This is a genomic window from Salmonella sp. SAL00672 (assembly GCF_046552175.1).
Taxonomy (GTDB): domain Bacteria; phylum Pseudomonadota; class Gammaproteobacteria; order Enterobacterales; family Enterobacteriaceae; genus Salmonella; species Salmonella enterica.
This window is the reverse complement of sequence record NZ_JBGDUQ010000002.1, coordinates 302,148-322,033: the sequence shown is the minus strand read 5'-3', so window position 1 is coordinate 322,033 and position 19,886 is coordinate 302,148. Positions and strand designations below refer to the sequence as shown.

General features: G+C 52.6%; 23 protein-coding genes. 14 read left to right on the top strand and 9 right to left on the bottom strand.

The window, feature by feature from the left end:
- Positions 1-2: 2 nt before the first annotated feature.
- The gene (locus tag ACLJTG_RS07345) at positions 3-1,475 is read right to left on the bottom strand and encodes a mannitol dehydrogenase family protein (protein WP_000379527.1); all 1,473 of its coding nucleotides are present in this window, start codon (positions 1,473-1,475) and stop codon (positions 3-5) included.
- Positions 1,476-2,285: 810 nt separating this feature from the next.
- On the opposite strand from ACLJTG_RS07345, the gene ACLJTG_RS07340 reads away from it, so the two are divergent.
- Positions 2,286-2,393 (top strand): racemase, encoded by a 108-nt coding sequence (locus tag ACLJTG_RS07340; protein WP_001667677.1) that lies wholly within the window; start codon positions 2,286-2,288, stop codon positions 2,391-2,393.
- Between the two features lie 314 nt (positions 2,394-2,707).
- On the opposite strand, the gene ACLJTG_RS07335 is transcribed toward ACLJTG_RS07340, so the two are convergent.
- The 6 genes from ACLJTG_RS07335 to ACLJTG_RS07310 all read right to left on the bottom strand — a co-directional run bounded on the left by ACLJTG_RS07335 (position 2,708) and on the right by ACLJTG_RS07310 (position 7,248).
- Positions 2,708-3,508, bottom strand: a complete 801-nt coding sequence (locus ACLJTG_RS07335; protein ID WP_001576357.1) for a FadR/GntR family transcriptional regulator — start codon at positions 3,506-3,508, stop codon at positions 2,708-2,710.
- Between the two features lie 153 nt (positions 3,509-3,661).
- Entirely contained in the window at positions 3,662-4,393 is a 732-nt protein-coding gene (locus ACLJTG_RS07330; protein WP_000032792.1) for a hypothetical protein, read from the bottom strand.
- Positions 4,394-4,537: 144 nt separating this feature from the next.
- Entirely contained in the window at positions 4,538-6,514 is a 1,977-nt protein-coding gene (gene speA / locus ACLJTG_RS07325; RefSeq protein WP_001278580.1) for a biosynthetic arginine decarboxylase, read from the bottom strand.
- An 8-nt stretch (positions 6,515-6,522) separates the two neighbouring features.
- Complete coding sequence (gene yqgB / locus ACLJTG_RS07320) at positions 6,523-6,654, bottom strand: acid stress response protein YqgB (RefSeq protein ID WP_000729109.1); 132 nt, start codon at positions 6,652-6,654, stop codon at positions 6,523-6,525.
- Between the two features lie 85 nt (positions 6,655-6,739).
- Entirely contained in the window at positions 6,740-6,889 is a 150-nt protein-coding gene (locus ACLJTG_RS07315) for a hypothetical protein (protein ID WP_001751809.1), read from the bottom strand.
- Between the two features lie 59 nt (positions 6,890-6,948).
- Positions 6,949-7,248, bottom strand: a complete 300-nt coding sequence (locus ACLJTG_RS07310; protein ID WP_198898180.1) for a hypothetical protein — start codon at positions 7,246-7,248, stop codon at positions 6,949-6,951.
- 55 nt (positions 7,249-7,303) lie between these two features.
- Here ACLJTG_RS07310 and metK point away from each other — a divergent pair, with 55 nt between their 5' ends.
- The 8 genes from metK to ruvX all read left to right on the top strand — a co-directional run bounded on the left by metK (position 7,304) and on the right by ruvX (position 14,693).
- Positions 7,304-8,458, top strand: a complete 1,155-nt coding sequence (metK, locus tag ACLJTG_RS07305; RefSeq protein ID WP_001062140.1) for a methionine adenosyltransferase — start codon at positions 7,304-7,306, stop codon at positions 8,456-8,458.
- A 492-nt stretch (positions 8,459-8,950) separates the two neighbouring features.
- Positions 8,951-10,345 (top strand): galactose/proton symporter, encoded by a 1,395-nt coding sequence (gene galP, locus ACLJTG_RS07300; protein WP_001113171.1) that lies wholly within the window; start codon positions 8,951-8,953, stop codon positions 10,343-10,345.
- Positions 10,346-10,423: 78 nt separating this feature from the next.
- A complete protein-coding gene (locus tag ACLJTG_RS07295; RefSeq protein WP_000856775.1) occupies positions 10,424-10,921 on the top strand; it encodes a SprT family zinc-dependent metalloprotease in 498 nt (165 codons plus the stop codon).
- A gap of 94 nt (positions 10,922-11,015) precedes the next feature.
- Positions 11,016-11,723, top strand: a complete 708-nt coding sequence (gene endA, locus ACLJTG_RS07290; protein ID WP_000286124.1) for a deoxyribonuclease I — start codon at positions 11,016-11,018, stop codon at positions 11,721-11,723.
- Positions 11,724-11,799: 76 nt separating this feature from the next.
- Positions 11,800-12,531: a 16S rRNA (uracil(1498)-N(3))-methyltransferase gene (gene rsmE / locus ACLJTG_RS07285; protein WP_001222488.1), complete on the top strand. Its 732-nt coding sequence runs from the start codon at positions 11,800-11,802 to the stop codon at positions 12,529-12,531.
- Positions 12,532-12,550: 19 nt separating this feature from the next.
- Positions 12,551-13,498: a glutathione synthase gene (gene gshB, locus ACLJTG_RS07280; RefSeq protein WP_000593243.1), complete on the top strand. Its 948-nt coding sequence runs from the start codon at positions 12,551-12,553 to the stop codon at positions 13,496-13,498.
- 215 nt (positions 13,499-13,713) lie between these two features.
- Positions 13,714-14,277, top strand: coding sequence for a YqgE/AlgH family protein (locus ACLJTG_RS07275; protein WP_001053167.1), 564 nt, complete (start codon positions 13,714-13,716; stop codon positions 14,275-14,277).
- Positions 14,277-14,693 (top strand): Holliday junction resolvase RuvX, encoded by a 417-nt coding sequence (ruvX, locus tag ACLJTG_RS07270; RefSeq protein WP_001285490.1) that lies wholly within the window; start codon positions 14,277-14,279, stop codon positions 14,691-14,693. The genes ACLJTG_RS07275 and ruvX overlap by 1 nt, the downstream gene beginning before the upstream one ends.
- 45 nt (positions 14,694-14,738) lie before the next feature.
- Here the strand turns inward: ruvX and ACLJTG_RS07265 are convergent, their stop codons facing one another.
- Both ACLJTG_RS07265 and ACLJTG_RS07260 read right to left on the bottom strand, forming a co-directional pair.
- Positions 14,739-15,425: an IclR family transcriptional regulator gene (locus ACLJTG_RS07265; RefSeq protein WP_198898182.1), complete on the bottom strand. Its 687-nt coding sequence runs from the start codon at positions 15,423-15,425 to the stop codon at positions 14,739-14,741.
- A 132-nt stretch (positions 15,426-15,557) separates the two neighbouring features.
- Positions 15,558-16,538 (bottom strand): type IV pilus twitching motility protein PilT, encoded by a 981-nt coding sequence (locus tag ACLJTG_RS07260; RefSeq protein ID WP_080092538.1) that lies wholly within the window; start codon positions 16,536-16,538, stop codon positions 15,558-15,560.
- 17 nt (positions 16,539-16,555) lie between these two features.
- Here ACLJTG_RS07260 and ACLJTG_RS07255 point away from each other — a divergent pair, with 17 nt between their 5' ends.
- The 5 genes from ACLJTG_RS07255 to hemW are packed head-to-tail and all read left to right on the top strand — an operon-like array spanning position 16,556 to position 19,862.
- Entirely contained in the window at positions 16,556-17,260 is a 705-nt protein-coding gene (locus ACLJTG_RS07255; RefSeq protein WP_000997812.1) for a YggS family pyridoxal phosphate-dependent enzyme, read from the top strand.
- 18 nt (positions 17,261-17,278) lie between these two features.
- Positions 17,279-17,845, top strand: coding sequence for a YggT family protein (locus tag ACLJTG_RS07250; protein WP_001094848.1), 567 nt, complete (start codon positions 17,279-17,281; stop codon positions 17,843-17,845).
- Entirely contained in the window at positions 17,842-18,132 is a 291-nt protein-coding gene (gene yggU / locus ACLJTG_RS07245) for a DUF167 family protein YggU (RefSeq protein WP_001277205.1), read from the top strand. The genes ACLJTG_RS07250 and yggU overlap by 4 nt, the downstream gene beginning before the upstream one ends.
- A gap of 7 nt (positions 18,133-18,139) precedes the next feature.
- Positions 18,140-18,733, top strand: coding sequence for an XTP/dITP diphosphatase (locus ACLJTG_RS07240; RefSeq protein WP_001174764.1), 594 nt, complete (start codon positions 18,140-18,142; stop codon positions 18,731-18,733).
- Entirely contained in the window at positions 18,726-19,862 is a 1,137-nt protein-coding gene (hemW, locus tag ACLJTG_RS07235; protein WP_001096532.1) for a radical SAM family heme chaperone HemW, read from the top strand. The genes ACLJTG_RS07240 and hemW overlap by 8 nt, the downstream gene beginning before the upstream one ends.
- The last annotated feature ends 24 nt before the right edge of the window (positions 19,863-19,886 follow it).

The window sequence follows — 19,886 nt, the reverse complement described above, 5'->3', positions numbered from 1 at the left end:
ACTTAACCCTTTGAAGATAAACGGTGAATGGTGGCCGTGACGCCATGTAATTCAATATGGTTAAAGGCCTGCTGAATGTTGTTTAAAAAGTCTGCGTTGTCGCTGGCCAGCGTTCCAAAGATGCTATTTATCTGCAGCAAAGACAGCGCTTGTTCCCATCGCGTGTTTTTATTTTTAATAGCCGCATTGAAGGTATCATTGAGCGGGTCGGCCACGCTCTGCCCCTGAGAGAGCGTATTAATGACGTAATGGAGCCAGCCCGCAATCAGCGTCGCTAACGCCCTGCCCTTAACACCGCGCGCCTGGAGCGTCAGATAAGGATCGACGGCCCGCTGAGGCAGCTTCTGAGAACCGTCCATCGCAATCTGTCCGGTCTTATGTTTAATGTTCGGGTTGCTGAATCGCTCAATGAGCAACTGCGCATATTGATGTACATCTACCGCCAAATTCGGGCGCAGCGATTTTGCCTGCTCTTCCGTCATTAAATGATGTACGGCGGTTTTAAAAGCGTCGTCTTCCATGCACTGATAGATAAACTCATATCCGGCCAGGCTGCCGTTATAGGCGAGAAACGAATGGCTGCCATTCAGCATACGAAGTTTCATTTCTTCATAGGGAAGTACGTCCGAGACGAACATCGCCCCTGCTTTATCCCAGTCAGGACGACCGGCAACGAAATTATCTTCGATAACCCACTGACGGAAATCCTCGCATACGATGCCGCAGGGATCGGCAAAACCGATCTGGTCTTTAATCATGTCAAATTGCTCTGGCGTCATTGCCGGCACGATGCGATCGACCATGGTGCCAGGAAAGGTGACATGCTTCGCTATCCAGGCCGCCAGTTGCGGATCGAGATTATCGGCAAACGTAACGATCGCCGTTTTGGTCAAATGACCGTTTTCCGGAATGTTATCGCACGACAGTACACTAAACGGGGGAAGCCCTTGCTGGCGGCGTATCCGTAGCGCTTCGACGATCAGTCCGAGTGCTGACCGGGGATGTTCGGGATCGGCAAGATCGTGTTTGATGAGCGGATGGCTGAGATCGAGCGTTCTGGACCGTGGATCGGTGCAGTAACCTTTTTCCGTTATCGTCAACGAAACAATTTTTACCTGCGGCTCAGTCAGCTTCTCGATCGCCGCCTGAATACCTGACTTCGGCGTATGCAACGCGCCGGTGATGGTACGAACCAGGCGACTGTTGATGGCGCTGGCTGACGTTTCCACCACTGAAAACAGCCCCTGTTGCGCATTTAGCGCATCCACCAGCTCCGCATCGCCGAACAGATTCAGTTCAAAAATCCCCCAGCGGTTGCCGGTTATCTCATTCGTGAGATCGTTATAAACAGCCTGATGACCACGGTGAAAGGCGCCAAATCCAATATGTACGATGTTGGCTTCCATTCCCTGACGTGAATAAGTCGTTTTGAATTGGTGCCTTGCGGCGTCTAACTGGCGAGCTATGGTGTCCATGAATTTTTCCCACTCCTGCTTTGTTTACCAATTCTGCTTAAACACCATACCAAAATCCGTGAATATGATCACACTCATGGCACCAGATTCTTTACCCTGGTATGCTGACTAATAGCCAATGAACAAAAATAATTTATTTATCAAATAGTTACAAAAAGCACTTGTCAGGATAAATTTTACGATTCACAAAAGCGTGATTTTGATTAGAAAAATCGGCCACGAATTGGCATACCACCCATACAACCAGTAATCATTAAACACCATGAAAAACAATATCTTATTGAATAACACGCCCGCTGCGAGCGTATATGTCACGCATGATTGGTTCAATAATCACCCGAAATACAGCAAACCAAACCTGATAATTTGTCTAGTGAATTAATGAGCTCAATTTATTATCAGCATCAACGTTAACCTAAGAACATCAGTTACGGTTTTGATCATCCGGGTCGCTGCTAAAGAGATGAGGAGTGAGCCGCCTTTAGACGTAATTGGCAAATTAATCCATTGATTGAAAAAAGGAAAAAATTGATGAAGACGCAGATTAGGTACGTTGAAACAAAGCTTTCAAAGCCCCTCTGACCGAGGTCTTAGTTGACGCGAAACATGGCATAATAGCCATTTCGAACTGGTAACCACGACGATTACGCTGGAAGACGGTTCAACTGGCACCGGATATACCTATACCGGCGGAAAGGGAGGGTATGCAATTAAAGCGATGATCGACCACGATCTTGCCCCGGTACTGTCAGGGAAAGAGGCGCTGCGATTGACGATATCTATGACTTTATGGAATAGCATATTCACTATATGGGTTGCGGAGGCATCGCGTCGTTTGCGATGTCTGCAGTGGATATCGCCCTTTGGGATTTGAAAGGCAAACGTGAAAAACTGCCGCTGTGGAAAATGGCTGGTTGAAGGCGGCGCGTCTGTCGACGAATAGCGGTCGTTTGGTATGCTCGCTCGGTATGCAGGAATTACACGTCAGACTGGTTTCCGCATTCGAGACTGGCTGACTGGAGGTTCACAGTTTCCCGATCGATCAATATACCAAACATCCGCTGGTGGTCGACAATTATCGCGCCGTGGCACCGGACACCTACGGCATTGGCGTAGAGTTTGACTGGGATAAGCTGAGCGTTTACGAAGCCTGATTCCCTCTCTCCGGGTTTGTTTTTGGCGGCAGGCCCGGTTAATCGCTGACAAAAATGTCATCCGCCTGAAAATAGCCGTCAGGTGGCGAAGAAAAAATCATCAAAATCTTCCAGCGAATCATCCTGTTGGAAGATTTTTACCAGCTCATTTTTACTGTTTTCAAGATGGGTCCACGAGGCCTGTCTGGCCTGCTCAGCATCGCGTTTTTGCAATGCAAGGAAGATACTACGGTGATCTTCCACCCATTTCATTCTTAACTCTTTCTTATGTAAATACTTATAGTTTAACTGCTTCCAGCGCGGATTTTCGGTCCTGACAGCCCGCCACAGCTCGGCAGATTGTTTCATTAATACACGATTTTGCGTAGATTCCGCGATGATATTGTGGAACTGGCGATCCAGTTCTTCAAATTTGTCGCTGTCGCCGCCAATCTGCTTTTCCTGCTGCTCAATAATACGTTTAAGCTGCTTAAGTTCATTAAATCTTATTTGCGTAGCGGCAAAACCGGTGATGTTGCTTTCGATGACCTGCCGGGCCTGTAGCAATTCAAAGGGGCCAATGTCTGAGTAAGGCAAGAGCGCTTTTTGATTGATTTTCTCCAGACTATCAATAAAGTAAGTGCCTGCGCCTTGCTTAACCTCTACCACTCCCTTCAGCTCAAGCATAATAATCGCCTCACGAATCGTCGTGCGGCTGGTTTGAAAACGCTCGCTAAGTTCTCTCTCCGCCGGAAGTCGCTCGCCAGCTTTAAATACCCCTGAATAGAGTAGTTCTTCTATTTGCAGCCCTATATCAAAATAGCGCCGCTTGGTTAAAATTTGTTCCATGCACATACCTATGTAGACAGCAATTGCTCCACTTGAGGGTAGTGTAAACAAATCCTAATGTTTATGGTAAACAATTTCCCTGTCAGAGAGTGGTCGTTTCTTTCCCACAACCTACGGCTATGCGCGTCACACAGTCCTTCCCCACCAGACTCGGCAGGAAAGGCACTGATTCCCATAACGCATATTTGACGTTTGATGCCGGGTTTATTTGCGGCAAGGCGGCGGCGCATACCCGTTGTTGTCCGCCGGGAAAGCCTGCGAGGAACAAGGCGGTAGCGTATTTGTTGCTTTACCCTGCAATGCAAAGGCGGCAAAGCCGATGACGCCGATGTTGCGTACATCGCCCTGCGCGGAGTGGGCCGCATAAGCGTCAGCTATGTCGGCGAACTGGAATGCCGCCTCAGTGTGTTTATCTTTGCGAAACCCTTTAATCGCCAGTGAGTCGCCGGCGTTAACAATATAGCCATGATGATTCAGCGAGCCTGCTTTTCCGTTCAACACGTCCAGGCCATCAACCGTTGCGACGATTTCGTAATTGGTATCATGACTGTAATTACGAATATATAACTGATAGTTCATCCCTGATCTTGCAGGAATACTATATTGCCATTGTCCCATTGATGCGTTGTAGCGACGAGTAATTGGAATCGAATTAAAATTAGCGTCGCGCACAGCATATTCAAGATCGCTGATACGTATACTATAAACTTTATCGTAACCTGACGGATATTGAGTGGAGTAATTTATTATCACCATTTCGGCAGGTTCTCGATCGGCACGTTCTACCGAAACGCTTTGTACCGATGAATGCACGTCGCCGCCCCAGGCGGTGCCGACGTCGGATGAAGAGCCATTATTAGATTGCATTCCGCTGGAACAACCGCCTAACAGCAAAAACAAGCCAACAATGACGGCATTAAATTTAAATTTGCTCATACTTAACCCCCTTTTTAATTATTAGGGGGATTGTAGGCCCATAAAATTACATAGAGAAGCGGCACCGCTGATAATTAAGAATTTATAAAATATAAAAGGGTCGATTTAAATAATTAAATCGACCCACAAGCGGAATACTCTTAATTACTCATCTTCAAGATAAGTATAACCGTACAGTCCCGCTTCAAATTCCTCAAGGAACTGCTGCTGCAACGCATCGTCCAGATCCGTCTGTTTTACCTGGTCGCGGAAATGCGTTAACAGCGTTTTTGGATCCAGTTGCACATATTGCAGCATATCCGCAACGGTATCGCCTTCGTCCGACAGCTCAACCTCGACGCTACCATCCGGGAAGACAAACACGTCAACCGCTTCAGTATCGCCAAACAGGTTGTGCATGTTACCGAGGATCTCCTGATAGGCGCCGACCATAAAGAAGCCGAGCATCGGCGGATTCTCTGGATCGTATTCCGGCATCGGCATCGTCGTGGCGATACCGTCGCCATCGATATAGTGGTCGATAGCGCCATCGGAATCACAGGTAATATCCAGCAGCACGGCACGACGTTCCGGTACCTGATCTAACCCTTCCAGCGGCAGCACCGGAAAGAGCTGATCGATTCCCCACGCGTCCGGCATTGACTGGAACAGCGAGAAGTTGACGTACATTTTGTCCGCCATCCGCTCTTGCAGTTCGTCGATAATCGGGCGATGCGCACGGTTTTGCGGGTCCAGTTGCTTCTGCACTTCATGGCACATGCTGAGATAAAGTTGCTCCGCCCAGGCGCGCTCCTGCAAACTAAACGCGCCGGAAGAGTAGCCGATATGAATATCGTGCAGATCCATTTGGCTATCATGCAGCCATTCACGCAGCGAGCGGCGAGTGCCGGGCTTATGCATCTCCTGCCAGGTTTCCCACAGATTTTGCAGCGCGCGCGGCGCATCTTCAGCAGGGGCTGTCGGATCCGTGTATTCGTTACGCTCCACGCCGATAATGTTAGAGACCAGTACCGTATGGTGCGCAGTGACGGCGCGGCCAGACTCGGTAATCACCGTCGGATGCGGTAAACCATGCTCTTCGCAGGCATCGCCAATCGCCCAGATGATGTTATTGGCATATTCGTTCAGGCCATAGTTCACCGAACAGTCGGACTGCGAGCGGGTACCTTCATAATCCACGCCCAGACCGCCGCCCACGTCGAAGCACTGGATATTCACGCCCAGCTTATGCAGCTCAACATAGAAACGCGCGGACTCGCGCACGCCGGTCGCGATATCGCGAATGTTCGCCATCTGCGATCCCAGGTGGAAGTGCAACAGTTGCAGACTATCCAGACGCCCGGCGTCACGCAGGGTCTCCACCAGTTGCAGCACCTGCGTCGCCGCCAGGCCGAATTTTGATTTTTCGCCGCCGGAGGATTGCCACTTACCGGACCCCTGAGAGGCCAGACGCGCACGCACGCCCAGGCGAGGAACCACATTCAGGCGCTCGGCCTCTTCCAGCACAATCGCGATTTCAGACATCTTTTCGATGACCAGATAAACCTTATGGCCCATCTTCTCGCCAATCAGCGCCAGCCGAATGTATTCACGGTCTTTATAACCATTACAGACGATCACGCTACGGGTCATGCCGGCATGCGCCAGCACCGCCATCAATTCCGCTTTTGACCCCGCTTCCAGCCCCAACGGTTCACCGGAATGGATAAGGGACTCGATCACGCGGCGATGCTGATTGACCTTAATCGGATAAACGAGGAAGTAGTCGCCGTTATAACCGTAAGATTCACGCGCACGCTTAAACGCCGCGTTAATTGAACGCAAACGGTGTTGCAGGATCTGCGGGAAGCAGAACAGCGCCGGCAGACGCTGACCTTGCGCTTCGCGCGCTTTCACCAGTTTGGCAAGATCGACACGCGCTTCCGGTACGTCGGGATCGGGGCATACGCTAATATGGCCCAGCTCGTTGACGTCGTAGTAGTTATTGCCCCACCAGGCAATATTGTAAGTGCGCAGCATCTTGCTGGCTTCCTGGGAGCTCATTGCAACCTCCTGCATGGAGCGTAGTACACCCTGTTCGCCTGCTGACGAAGGCGAACCCATAGACATGTCGTCAGACATAGCGAACCTCAATTTTTATTAGCAAGTGTAAAACAGTTGACTACTATCGCAATCCGAAGACGCGATAACAACCCATAGACAAGCGGATTTTCCAGCAGATAGCGCTGATGCTCCGCCTGCGCGACCGGTTTCTTTTTCATATCATTGTAAACACGTAACCGAACTCACAGATAACGGTTCGGCGAAACCACGAGAAAACTCTTGCGTTAACAAGAGCGCCCTTGTTCAGTCTTCAGCGCCATTGCCGGCTCTGGAATCCTGAGAAGCGCCGAGATGGGTATAACATCGGCAGGTATGCAAAGCAGAGATGCAGATTGCGGGGGACATGCGCGCACCAGAACGATGCGACAGATTCAGCAGAATACAACGGTTCATTATCTCGTATCACCTCCACGGCCGCCTCGTAAGACGAACCCACAAGCCAAAGCAACGTTTTAACCCGGCTGGAAGTGGCGACACGAAGAAAACGTCGTGTGCTTTTGTATGAGCCGCGCGTCGCGTTTTATACCCAGAACGCAGAAAAAAAGCAAAGCATAAATGCGCATAATGTCAGCATTATCAGAAACGTTTATCGCCTGATTTTGACCGACATTGCGACGGCCTTCAAAAAAAGCTGGAAATTGGGCGAAGAAGTGACCTAAAATAGCCATCCAGATGTTAATCCATCCATACTGATTAACACTCAGACTGCCAGTGTCAGTAACCTTCAGACTCATGGTAGAATCTTCTGTCATGACTATTCCGCACAACAGTTTGAGCTAACTAAATTCTCCTTAGGTGAAATTAAATATGGCAAAACACCTTTTTACGTCTGAGTCCGTATCAGAAGGGCATCCTGACAAAATCGCAGACCAAATCTCTGATGCCGTGTTGGACGCTATCCTGCAACAGGATCCGAAAGCACGCGTCGCCTGTGAAACCTACGTTAAAACCGGCATGGTTTTAGTTGGCGGTGAGATCACCACCAGCGCCTGGGTCGATATCGAAGAGATTACCCGTAATACGGTGCGCGAAATTGGCTATGTGCATTCCGACATGGGCTTTGACGCCAACTCTTGCGCGGTACTGAGCGCAATTGGCAAACAGTCTCCGGATATCAACCAGGGCGTTGACCGCGCAGACCCGCTGGAACAAGGCGCGGGCGACCAGGGCCTGATGTTTGGCTACGCGACAAATGAAACCGACGTATTGATGCCTGCGCCAATCACCTACGCGCACCGTCTGGTACAGCGTCAGGCTGAAGTGCGTAAAAATGGCACCCTGCCATGGTTGCGTCCGGATGCAAAAAGCCAGGTCACTTTCCAGTATGACGACGGCAAAATCGTCGGTATCGACGCCGTGGTTCTCTCTACGCAGCACGCAGAAGATATCGACCAAAAATCGCTGCAAGAAGCGGTGATGGAAGAGATCATCAAACCCATTCTGCCGTCTGAATGGTTAAATACGTCCACTAAGTTTTTTATCAACCCAACCGGGCGTTTTGTTATCGGCGGCCCGATGGGCGATTGTGGTCTGACCGGTCGTAAGATCATCGTTGATACCTACGGCGGTATGGCACGTCACGGCGGCGGCGCCTTCTCCGGTAAAGATCCGTCTAAAGTTGACCGTTCTGCAGCTTACGCTGCGCGTTATGTCGCGAAAAACATCGTGGCGGCAGGTCTGGCGGATCGCTGTGAAATCCAGGTCTCCTACGCTATCGGCGTAGCGGAGCCGACGTCCATCATGGTGGAAACGTTCGGTACTGAAAAAGTGCCTGCTGAACAGTTGATTCTGCTGGTGCGCGAATTCTTCGACCTGCGCCCGTACGGCTTGATTCAGATGCTGGATCTGCTGCACCCGATCTACAAAGAAACTGCGGCTTACGGCCACTTCGGTCGCGAAAACTTCCCATGGGAAAAAACCGACAAAGCGCAACTGCTGCGCGATGCTGCCGGTCTGAAATAATCGCCCGCGCCTGACGCTGTTTTTCAGTCAGGTAAACCATACCGTACTTATCAAGGCCAGCGCCCTGCTGGCCTTTATCATTGCTGATACACGCAACGTTATCAGATATTCCAGCGTGAATTTATACTGACCTTTTTGTGATGCGCAGCACAATCCACTCTCCCCTTTCGTTTCTTCGACTACACTTTTTATCATTCAGTTTCAGTCATCATGAAAGCGGTTACATTCATTTTCATTAAGAACTGACCGCATCACTATCGGTATGCTAATTCTGCGATGAAAATATTACATAATTTTTCAACTTTGTCTGAATACCAGGCGATTGATATGGTTATAAGATTATTAAAACTATTATTTTTCAGATAATTAAATAATCACCGAGATAAATAGTAGTGTAAACGATTACACCATTGTGATTAGCCTCACATCTTTTTACGGCGTACTCACCTACTCTTAACATCGATAAAATTGCTAACCCAACCGGAGGGCATAATGCCTGACAATAAAAAACAAGGGCGTTCCAACAAGGCCATGACATTTTTTGTCTGCTTTCTTGCAGCCCTGGCAGGATTACTTTTTGGCCTGGATATCGGCGTTATCGCCGGTGCTTTACCCTTCATTACCGACGAGTTTCAGATTACCGCACACACTCAGGAATGGGTGGTCAGCTCCATGATGTTTGGCGCGGCCGTCGGCGCTGTCGGCAGCGGCTGGCTCTCCTTTAAGCTGGGTCGTAAAAAAAGCCTGATGATCGGCGCTATCCTGTTCGTCGCCGGTTCGCTGTTCTCCGCTGCGGCGCCTAACGTTGAAGTCCTGATTATTTCTCGCGTGCTGCTGGGTCTGGCCGTCGGCGTCGCTTCCTACACTGCACCGTTGTACCTGTCCGAGATCGCGCCGGAAAAAATTCGCGGCAGTATGATCTCAATGTACCAACTCATGATCACCATCGGGATTCTGGGCGCTTATCTGTCCGATACCGCGTTCAGCTACAGCGGCGCATGGCGCTGGATGCTCGGCGTGATCATCATCCCGGCCATTCTGCTGCTGATCGGCGTCTTCTTCCTGCCGGACAGCCCGCGCTGGTTTGCGGCGAAACGCCGTTTCCATGATGCTGAACGCGTCCTGTTGCGCCTGCGTGACACCAGTGCGGAAGCAAAACGTGAGCTCGATGAAATTCGCGAAAGTTTGCAGGTTAAACAGAGCGGTTGGGCGCTGTTCAAAGAGAACAGCAACTTCCGCCGCGCCGTGTTTCTTGGCATTTTGTTGCAGGTCATGCAGCAATTTACCGGGATGAACGTCATCATGTATTACGCGCCGAAAATCTTCGAACTGGCGGGGTACACGAATACCACGGAGCAGATGTGGGGCACCGTTATTGTTGGTCTGACTAACGTGCTGGCAACCTTCATCGCTATCGGCCTGGTTGACCGCTGGGGCCGCAAGCCGACCCTGACGCTGGGCTTCCTGGTCATGGCGATTGGTATGGGGATTCTGGGTACGATGATGCACATCGGCATCCATTCGCCGTCTGCGCAATACTTCGCTATCGCTATGCTGCTGATGTTCATCATTGGATTTGCGATGAGCGCTGGTCCGCTGATTTGGGTACTGTGCTCCGAAATCCAGCCGCTGAAAGGCCGCGATTTCGGCATCACCTGCTCCACCGCGACCAACTGGATCGCCAATATGATCGTCGGCGCAACGTTCCTGACCATGCTGAACAATCTGGGTAACGCCAACACCTTCTGGGTCTACGCTGGCCTGAACGTGCTGTTTATCCTGCTGACCCTGTGGCTGGTGCCGGAAACCAAACACGTTTCGCTGGAACACATTGAACGTAACCTGATGAAAGGTCGTAAACTGCGCGAAATCGGCGCCCACGACTAATCCCTCCACGCTTCCTCCTGCCACAGGAGGAAGCGTTTTTCTTGCAGTCCCTCTTCCGTCGCACTATTCTCTGCCGCTATGAAAACCCCTCGTCTCCCTATCGCTATCCAGCAGGCCGTGATGCGCCGTCTGCGGGAAAATCTCGCCCAGGCGAACCTCAAGCTCGATAGACATTATCCGGAGCCGAAACTGGTGTATACGCAACGCGGCACCTCGGCGGGCACCGCCTGGCTGGAGAGCTACGAAATCCGCCTCAACCCGGTGTTACTGCTGGAAAACATCGACACCTTTATAGCAGAGGTCGTGCCGCATGAACTGGCGCATCTGTTGGTGTGGAAGCACTTCGGACGCAAGGCTCCGCATGGCAAGGAATGGAAGTGGATGATGGAAAGCGTGCTGGGCGTTCCGGCCAGACGTACTCATCAATTTGCGCTGCAATCCGTACGGCGCAATACCTTTCCCTACCATTGCCAATGCCAGCAACATCAACTCACCGTCCGCCGTCATAATCGGGTAGTACGCGGCGAAGCGGTTTATCGTTGCGTTCACTGCGGCGAACCACTGGTCGCCGGGTAGTTCCCGAAACGTCCGGGAACTTTCCTGAGCGGACTGATTGCATACAGACACAACTTTCGTTACGTTGCGGGCTCGTTTTGCTATGGAGTGTGCAATGTACCGTAATTTTTCTTTTGCCGCTGCGTTGCTGGCCGCAGCGTTTTCAGGCCAGGCCCTGGCCGATGGCATTAACAATTTTTCTCAGGCCAAAGCGGCGAGCGTCAAAGTCAATGCCGACGCGCCCGGCAGCTTTTACTGCGGGTGCCAAATCCGCTGGCAGGGTAAAAAAGGCGTCGTAGACCTGGAGTCCTGCGGCTATAAGGTGCGTAAAAACGAGAATCGCGCCAGACGCATTGAGTGGGAGCACGTTGTCCCCGCCTGGCAATTCGGTCATCAGCGCCAGTGCTGGCAGGACGGCGGGCGAAAAAACTGCGCTAAAGACCCGGTCTACCGCAAAATGGAAAGCGATATGCATAACCTGCAACCCGCGATTGGCGAAGTGAATGGCGATCGCGGCAACTTTATGTATAGCCAGTGGAACGGCGGCGAAGGTCAGTACGGGCAATGCGCCATGAAAGTGGATTTTAAAGCGAAGCTCGCCGAGCCGCCCGCCCGCGCCCGTGGCGCAATCGCCCGCACTTATTTTTATATGCGCGACCAATACCAACTGAAACTTTCCCGCCAACAAACGCAGCTTTTTAACGTCTGGGATAAGCAGTACCCCGTTACCGCCTGGGAGTGCGAGCGCGATGCGCGTATCGCGAAGGTCCAGGGTAATCATAATCCCTATGTGCAACGCGCTTGCCAGGCGCGAAAGAGCTAACCTACACTAGCGGGATTCTTGTTAACCCATGCCCTGGATAGCCAAACGCCGGGGCCATGACGCGGATTTTTTTATTATGCGTATTCCCCGCATTTATCACCCTGAATTGTTGACGTCCGGTACGCAGATTTCGTTATGCGAAGATGCGGCCAACCATATTGGTCGTGTACTGCGCATGGGACCGGGACAAGCGTTACAGCTGTTTGACGGCAGCAATCAGGTATTCGATGCTGAAATCATTAGCGCCAGTAAGAAAAGCGTTGAAGTGCAAGTGATGAAAGGCGAAATCGACGATCGTGAATCGCCGCTGCATATCCATCTGGGCCAGGTGATGTCGCGCGGTGAAAAAATGGAATTTACTATCCAGAAATCGATCGAACTGGGTGTAAGCCTCATTACGCCACTGTTCTCTGAGCGCTGCGGCGTTAAACTGGATAATGAACGTCTGAACAAAAAGCGCCAGCAGTGGCAAAAGATCGCTATCGCCGCCTGCGAACAATGCGGGCGTAACCGGGTGCCGGAAATTCGCCCGCCGATGGCGCTGGAAGCCTGGTGCGCCGAGCAAGATTCCGGGCTGAAGCTCAATCTTCATCCGCGCGCCCATGCCAGCATCAACACTCTGCCGCTGCCGGTTGAACGCGTCCGACTGCTGATCGGCCCGGAAGGCGGGCTGTCGGCGGACGAAATCGCGATGACCGCGCGCTATCAGTTTACTGATATTCTGTTAGGACCTCGCGTTCTGCGTACTGAGACAACCGCGCTCACCGCCATTACCGCGCTACAGGTGCGTTTTGGCGACTTAGGATGAAGCGTTAACGGAGAAAATAATGATCAAGCTCGGCATCGTGATGGACCCCATCGCACACATCAACATCAAGAAAGACACCAGTTTCGCTATGCTGCTGGAAGCCCAACGTCGTGGTTATGAACTTCATTATATGGAGATGGCCGACCTTTATCTGATTAACGGCGAAGCCCGCGCCCGCACGCGAACGTTGAACGTGGAGCAAAATTACGATAAATGGTACGAGTTCGGCAGCGAGCAGGAGATTAAACTTGCCGACCTCGACGTTATCCTGATGCGTAAAGATCCGCCGTTTGATACCGAGTTTATTTATGCGACCTATATTCTGGAACGCGCTGAAGAGGAAGGGACGCTGATCGTCAACAAACCGCAAAGCCTGCGCGACTGTAATGAAAAACTGTATACCGCCTGGTTTGCCGACCTGACGCCGGAAACGCTGGTAACGCGCAATAAAGCGCAGCTCAAAGCGTTTTGGGAAAAACACGGCGATATCATTATGAAACCGCTGGACGGTATGGGCGGCGCGTCCATTTTCCGCGTTAAGGAAGGCGATCCTAACATAGGCGTTATCGCCGAAACGCTGACCGAGCTGGGCAACCGCTACTGCATGGCGCAGAACTATTTGCCCGCGATCAAAGATGGCGATAAGCGCGTACTGGTCGTCGACGGTGAGCCGGTGCCTTACTGCCTGGCGCGTATTCCGCAGGGCGGCGAAACCCGCGGCAACCTGGCGGCTGGTGGTCGCGGCGAACCCCGTCCGTTGAGCGAAAGCGACTGGGAAATCGCCCGCCGCGTTGGACCAACGCTTAAAGCCAAAGGGCTTATTTTCGTCGGTCTGGATATTATCGGCGACCGCTTAACGGAAATTAACGTGACCAGCCCAACCTGCGTGCGTGAAATTGAAGCGGAATACCCGATCTCTATCACCGGGATGTTGATGGACGCCATCGAAGCGCGTCTGGCGAAGTAAAGGTTTATTGCCCGGTGGCGTGCGCTTACCGGGCCTGAGCAATCACGCCGCCCCGGTCGGATAAGGCGGCGCGTCAGCATCGCCATCCGGCAGTCTATTGCCCGATAAGGCCGCCGTCCTTTGGCAAAAGACGGCTTATATGAGTGACAACCGTCCGCTTTCCCCACATACTGAACGCTGTCGTTTTTTTGAACCAGGAAACAGAACCTCTGACAATGAATTTACAGCATCACTTTCTTATTGCCATGCCTGCGCTCCAGGACCCGATTTTCCGCCGTTCCGTAGTGTATATTTGCGAGCACAACCAGGACGGCGCTATGGGGATTATTATTAATAAGCCTTTGGAAAATCTGCAAATTGAAGGGATTCTGGAAAAACTAAAAATTACGCCGGAACCGCGCGATTCGGCAATTCGTCTTGATAAAGCCGTGATGCTCGGCGGCCCGCTGGCGGAAGATCGCGGATTTATTCTCCATACTCCGCCGTCACGTTTCGCCTCCAGCATTCGTATCTCAGACAATACCGTGATTACCACCTCCCGCGATGTGCTGGAAACGTTAGGTACCCAACAACAGCCTTCCGATGTGCTGGTCGCGCTGGGCTACGCCTCCTGGGATAAAGGCCAGCTTGAACAAGAGTTGCTTGATAACGCCTGGCTTACCGCGCCCGCCGATCTCAATATTTTGTTCAAAACACCCATTGCCGAGCGCTGGCGCGAAGCGGCAAAACTTATTGGCATTGATATTCTGACCATGCCTGGCGTTGCGGGGCACGCCTGATGAGCGACACCTTACTGGCCTTTGACTTCGGCACAAAAAGCATCGGCGTTGCAATAGGACAACGCATTACCGGCACCGCCCGTCCGCTTCCGGCAATCAAAGCACAGGACGGCACGCCCGACTGGATGCTCATTGAACGTTTGCTGAAAGAGTGGCAGCCGGACGAAATTATTGTCGGGCTACCGCTCAATATGGATGGCACTGAACAACCGCTGACGGCGCGCGCACGTAAATTCGCCAACCGTATTCATGGGCGTTTCGGGGTAACTGTCACGCTGCACGATGAACGACTCAGCACCGTTGAAGCACGCTCCGGTCTGTTTGAACGAGGTGGGTATCGCGCGCTGAACAAAGGCAAAGTGGACTCGGCCTCCGCCGTGATTATCCTCGAAAGCTATTTTGAACAGGGGTATTAAAGCCGTTTTGTCAGCAGGCGGATAACGCGGTCACGGTTGCCAGGCTTACTGGGCAATAAGCTGGTTTAATGCCTTCAACGCCTGTAAACGCGCAGCCGCCTCCGCCTCATCAATCCGCCACATTCCCGCAAAGGCCAGCGCTGCGGCGTGCTTGCCTAGCGGTTGCGCCATAGAAACTTCACCATCAGCGTGATGCCACAGCACGTATCCCCGCTGGCGCTGCTGCGCCACATGCGGTGCCAGATTACGCCACTGCTCCGGAGTAAAACGCTGCATTAGCGCCTCATCGCTTTCTGCCGCCAGTAACGCCACTCCTGTTACCGACTGCCAGGCCGGGCACATACGAAACCCCGCCAGCGCCTGACTTCCCTGCGAACCCGGCCTAGAGTGATAAATATAGATAATCTGATCCTCCCATAGCACGCCTAATGCCACCACGATGTCTTTGGGCGCATGGAGCTCAAGGATAGGCAACGCATGGGAGAACAGCGCTGAACCGCGAATCGCCTGCGCCGCCAAAGCATGAATGCCTGGCCCGGGTAAATAGCGTCGGTGCTCATCCTGCATCGTGAGTCCAATAGAGGCCATCGTCATTAACAGGCGATTAACGCGCGTGGTATTAATATCCATCAGCCGGGCAAGCTCGCGACATCCGATAGCACGGTCGCTGGAAACCAGATATTGCAGACAGCGAATGCCATCTATCAGGCTTTGATTCGGTTGTGATGACATCGTTAAATGGCTTCGCTGTGGTTTTAACAAAGCTGCGATTTTAACGCCGGTTCGCCAGGATACAAGCCTGCATGCCGTTCAATCCACCGCGCCAGTCAACACTTTCCTCCCCCCCCTACGCCGCCATCTTCGCTACAGCCGTCCCTGCACCTGACGCCATTGCGCGCTCTGGGCGAATGTCATCATCCCCTGCTGCTGCCCGGTTTGTATCACGTGGGCCAACTGATGGAGTTTGCCTTCACGGATCAAATTCCCTGTGGCTGGCGTATTAATCAGTAATTCAAACAACGCCACGCGCCCATCCTGTCTGTCGACCTCCAGTTTTTGTGATAGTACGGCGCGCAGACTACCCGCCAGTTGGCTGCGTACCGGTTCTTTTTCCTGCGCCGGAAAACTATCCACTAATCTTTCCACCGCCTGCGCCGCACCGCGAGTATGCAGGGTTGCCAGTACCAGATGCCCCGTTTCCGCCGCCGTCAGCGCCAGGCGAATGGTCTCGCTGTCACGCAGCTCTCCCAGTAAAATGACATCGGGATCTTCACGTAACGCCGCGCGCAGCCCGGCGGCAAAAGTGGCGCAATGCTGGCCGATTTCCCGCTGCTGTATCAGGCAACGCTTGCTGGTGTAACGGTACTCAATAGGATCTTCCAGCGTCAGGATGTGTTTATCGGCATGTTGATTAAGATATCCCACCATCGCCGCCAGCGTGGTGGACTTCCCGCAGCCAGTAGCGCCAGTGACCAGAATCAGTCCGTTCTCGCTGGCAAGCAGTGCGGGTACTATCGGCGGCGTCTGGATTTTCGCCAGATCAGGACAGCGCTCGGGCAATAGCCGTAGCGCCAGCGACGTTCCCTGTTGATGTGTGAACGCACTGGCGCGCAGGCGCCGCGTGCCAGACAGCGAGACGGCGAAATCAAGCTGGCCGTGCGTTCGCCACTGATATTGTTGCGCATCATTAAGCCAATCAAGCAGAAGCCTGTCGACATCAGGCGCGGTAAAAGGCGCGTTCTCCATGCGTCCTTGTTTGCGCCATCGCGCAGGCCAGGCGTTACACAGGTGTAGATCCGAGACGTTATGCTTTACACTAAGCGTCACAATTTCTTCCATATTCATATAAACATCCTCGGAAAATGAACGATATCGCGCATAACCTGGCATACATCCGGGACAAAATCTCCGCCGCGGCGACGCGTTGCGGCCGCTCTTCAGAAGAAGTTACGTTGCTTGCAGTGAGTAAAACCAAACCTGCGAGCGACATCGCAGAAGCCATTGCCGCCGGACAACGGGCATTTGGTGAAAATTATGTACAAGAGGGGGTGGAAAAAATCCGCCACTTTCAGGAAGCGAAAGTGGAAGGCCTGCACTGGCACTTTATTGGCCCTTTACAGTCCAACAAAAGTCGGCTGGTGGCCGAGCATTTTGACTGGTGTCATACCATCGATCGCCTGCGTATCGCCTCGCGGCTGAGCGAACAGCGCCCGGATAATCTGCCGGCGCTAAATGTTCTGATCCAAATTAATATCAGCGATGAAAACAGCAAATCAGGCATTCCGCTGGCGGAACTGGATGAGCTGGCCGCTGCGGTGGCTACACTGCCGCGTCTGCGGCTTCGCGGACTGATGGCGATCCCGGCGCCAGAGTCAGATTATGTAAGGCAGTTTGAAGTCGCACGTCAAATGGCTGTAGCATTTGCCGGGCTGAAAGCGCGCTACCCTGACGTTGATACCTTATCTCTGGGTATGAGCGACGATATGGAAGCCGCGATTGCGGCAGGTAGCACAATGGTGCGCATCGGCACCGCTATCTTTGGTGCTCGTGATTACACAAAAAATTAAGGAAAACTGAGGAACGCCATGAATACGTTGACCTTCCTGCTCTCAACGGTAATTGAGCTGTATACCATGGTGCTATTATTGCGCGTGTGGATGCAGTGGGCCCGCTGTGACTTTTACAACCCTTTCTCCCAGTTCGTGGTGAAAATTACGCAGCCCATCATCGGACCGCTGCGTCGTATTATCCCGCCAATGGGGCCGATTGACAGCGCTTCCCTGCTGGTGGCGTTTATTCTTAGCGTTATTAAGGCGATAGTGCTGTTTAAGGTCATTACGTTTCAGGCGATTATCTGGATTGCCGCGGTGCTTATCTTGCTTAAAACAATCGGCCTGCTGATCTTCTGGGTGCTGCTGGTCATGGCTATCATGAGCTGGGTGAGCCAGGGTCGTAGCCCAATTGAATATGTATTGATTCAGCTTGCCGAGCCGCTGCTCAGCCCGATTCGCCGTATACTGCCTGCGATGGGCGGCATCGACTTCTCGCCGATGGTTCTGGTGCTGCTACTGTATGTCGTTAATATGGGGATCGCTGAAGTCTTACAAGCGACAGGCAACATGTTGCTGCCGGGGCTGTGGATGGCGCTATGAGTGCTGTGACTCGCTGCGAAGACGGTCTGGTGTTACGGCTTTATATTCAGCCGAAAGCCAGCCGCGACAGTATTGTGGGCTTACATGGCGACGAGGTGAAAGTCGCCATTACTGCCCCGCCGGTTGACGGTCAGGCAAACAGCCATCTGACCAAGTTTCTTGGTAAACAGTTTCGCGTGGCGAAAAGTCAGATCGTCATCGAAAAAGGCGAGCTGGGCCGTCACAAACAGGTAAAAATTATTCACCCGCAACAGATCCCGCCGGAAATTGCGGCGTTAACTGAGTAGGTATTCCATGCAAAAAGTTGTTCTCGCAACCGGCAACGCCGGTAAAGTGCGCGAGCTCGCGTCGCTGTTAAGCGATTTTGGGCTTGATGTGGTAGCGCAAACGGAACTGGGCGTTGACTCCGCGGAAGAAACCGGCCTGACGTTTATTGAAAACGCGATTATCAAAGCGCGCCATGCCGCTAAAATGACCGGTCTGCCCGCCATTGCCGATGACTCCGGTCTGGCCGTTGACGTTTTAGGCGGCGCGCCGGGTATCTATTCCGCGCGCTATTCTGGTGAAAACGCGACAGATCAGCAAAATCTGGAAAAACTGCTGCATACTCTACGGGATGTTCCGGACGACAAACGCCAGGCGCGATTCCATTGTGTACTGGTTTATTTGCGTCATGCCGAAGATCCCACACCGATAGTCTGTCACGGTAGCTGGCCTGGCGTCATTACTCGCCAGGCGGCCGGAAATGGCGGATTTGGCTATGATCCTATTTTCTTCGTACCGTCTGAAGGCAAAACCGCCGCAGAACTGACCCGTGAAGAAAAAAGCGCGATTTCCCACCGAGGACAAGCGCTCAAGCTGCTGCTGGATGCGTTACGCAATGGCTAAACTACCGCCGCTCAGTCTTTATATTCATATTCCCTGGTGTGTACAAAAATGTCCATATTGCGACTTCAATTCCCATGCGTTGAAGGGCGAGGTGCCGCATGACGACTACGTCCAGCATCTGTTAAGCGATCTGGATGCCGACGTCGCCTGGGCGCAAGGGCGTGAAGTAAAGACCATTTTTATTGGCGGCGGTACGCCAAGCCTGCTTTCCGGGCCGGCGATGCAAACGCTGCTGGACGGCGTGCGTGCGCGCCTGAATCTGGCGGCGGATGCGGAAATTACCATGGAAGCGAACCCCGGCACGGTCGAAGCCGACCGCTTCATCGACTATCAGCGCGCCGGCGTAAACCGGATCTCCATTGGCGTGCAGAGCTTTAGTGAGCCTAAGCTGAAACGTCTTGGCCGTATTCACGGTCCACAAGAGGCGATGCGGGCAGCAAGACTGGCAAATGGGCTTGGACTACGCAGCTTTAACCTCGACTTGATGCATGGATTGCCGGATCAAACGCTGGAAGAGGCGCTGAATGATTTGCGACAGGCGATTGCGCTTAATCCGCCGCATCTCTCATGGTATCAATTGACGATTGAACCCAACACTTTGTTCGGTTCGCGTCCGCCGGTTTTACCGGACGATGACGCACTGTGGGATATCTTTGAGCAGGGCCACCAGTTATTAACCGCTGCTGGCTATCAGCAATACGAAACGTCGGCCTATGCCAAACCCGGTTATCAGTGCCAGCATAATCTGAACTACTGGCGCTTTGGCGACTATCTGGGGATTGGCTGCGGCGCCCACGGTAAAGTCACCTTCCCGGGCGGCAGGATCCTGCGCACCACCAAAACCCGTCACCCACGCGGTTATATGCAGGGACGTTACCTGGAAAGCCAGCGTGACGTGAGTGATGACGATAAACCCTTTGAGTTCTTTATGAATCGTTTTCGGTTGCTGGAGCGCGCGCCTCGCGCCGAATTTGTCGACTACACCGGGCTTACGGAAGCGGTTATTCGTCAGCCAATCGACGAGGCTATTGCCCAGGGCTACCTGACCGAATGCGAGCAATACTGGCAGATTACCCGGCACGGTAAACTGTTTTTAAACTCTCTTCTTGAGTTGTTTCTCGCGGAATAACAAGGAATAAGCCTGTCGCGCCAG

Excerpts from the sequence above, each read along its gene's own strand:
- metK (WP_001062140.1), top strand. The coding sequence starts at position 7,304 with ATGGCAAAACACCTTTTTACGTCTGAGTCCGTATCAGAAGGGCATCCT.
- ACLJTG_RS07330 (WP_000032792.1), bottom strand. The coding sequence starts at position 4,393 with ATGAGCAAATTTAAATTTAATGCCGTCATTGTTGGCTTGTTTTTGCTG.
- hemW (WP_001096532.1), top strand. The coding sequence starts at position 18,726 with ATGGCTAAACTACCGCCGCTCAGTCTTTATATTCATATTCCCTGGTGT.
- ACLJTG_RS07260 (WP_080092538.1), bottom strand. The coding sequence starts at position 16,538 with ATGAATATGGAAGAAATTGTGACGCTTAGTGTAAAGCATAACGTCTCG.
- ACLJTG_RS07345 (WP_000379527.1), bottom strand. The coding sequence starts at position 1,475 with ATGGACACCATAGCTCGCCAGTTAGACGCCGCAAGGCACCAATTCAAA.
- ACLJTG_RS07310 (WP_198898180.1), bottom strand. The coding sequence starts at position 7,248 with ATGACAGAAGATTCTACCATGAGTCTGAAGGTTACTGACACTGGCAGT.
- rsmE (WP_001222488.1), top strand. The coding sequence starts at position 11,800 with ATGCGTATTCCCCGCATTTATCACCCTGAATTGTTGACGTCCGGTACG.
- yggU (WP_001277205.1), top strand. The coding sequence starts at position 17,842 with ATGAGTGCTGTGACTCGCTGCGAAGACGGTCTGGTGTTACGGCTTTAT.
- ACLJTG_RS07250 (WP_001094848.1), top strand. The coding sequence starts at position 17,279 with ATGAATACGTTGACCTTCCTGCTCTCAACGGTAATTGAGCTGTATACC.
- ACLJTG_RS07295 (WP_000856775.1), top strand. The coding sequence starts at position 10,424 with ATGAAAACCCCTCGTCTCCCTATCGCTATCCAGCAGGCCGTGATGCGC.
- ACLJTG_RS07275 (WP_001053167.1), top strand. The coding sequence starts at position 13,714 with ATGAATTTACAGCATCACTTTCTTATTGCCATGCCTGCGCTCCAGGAC.
- ACLJTG_RS07340 (WP_001667677.1), top strand. The coding sequence starts at position 2,286 with ATGGGTTGCGGAGGCATCGCGTCGTTTGCGATGTCTGCAGTGGATATC.
- ruvX (WP_001285490.1), top strand. The coding sequence starts at position 14,277 with ATGAGCGACACCTTACTGGCCTTTGACTTCGGCACAAAAAGCATCGGC.
- galP (WP_001113171.1), top strand. The coding sequence starts at position 8,951 with ATGCCTGACAATAAAAAACAAGGGCGTTCCAACAAGGCCATGACATTT.
- ACLJTG_RS07255 (WP_000997812.1), top strand. The coding sequence starts at position 16,556 with ATGAACGATATCGCGCATAACCTGGCATACATCCGGGACAAAATCTCC.
- ACLJTG_RS07240 (WP_001174764.1), top strand. The coding sequence starts at position 18,140 with ATGCAAAAAGTTGTTCTCGCAACCGGCAACGCCGGTAAAGTGCGCGAG.
- ACLJTG_RS07315 (WP_001751809.1), bottom strand. The coding sequence starts at position 6,889 with ATGAACCGTTGTATTCTGCTGAATCTGTCGCATCGTTCTGGTGCGCGC.
- yqgB (WP_000729109.1), bottom strand. The coding sequence starts at position 6,654 with ATGAAAAAGAAACCGGTCGCGCAGGCGGAGCATCAGCGCTATCTGCTG.
- gshB (WP_000593243.1), top strand. The coding sequence starts at position 12,551 with ATGATCAAGCTCGGCATCGTGATGGACCCCATCGCACACATCAACATC.
- endA (WP_000286124.1), top strand. The coding sequence starts at position 11,016 with ATGTACCGTAATTTTTCTTTTGCCGCTGCGTTGCTGGCCGCAGCGTTT.
- ACLJTG_RS07265 (WP_198898182.1), bottom strand. The coding sequence starts at position 15,425 with ATGTCATCACAACCGAATCAAAGCCTGATAGATGGCATTCGCTGTCTG.
- speA (WP_001278580.1), bottom strand. The coding sequence starts at position 6,514 with ATGTCTGACGACATGTCTATGGGTTCGCCTTCGTCAGCAGGCGAACAG.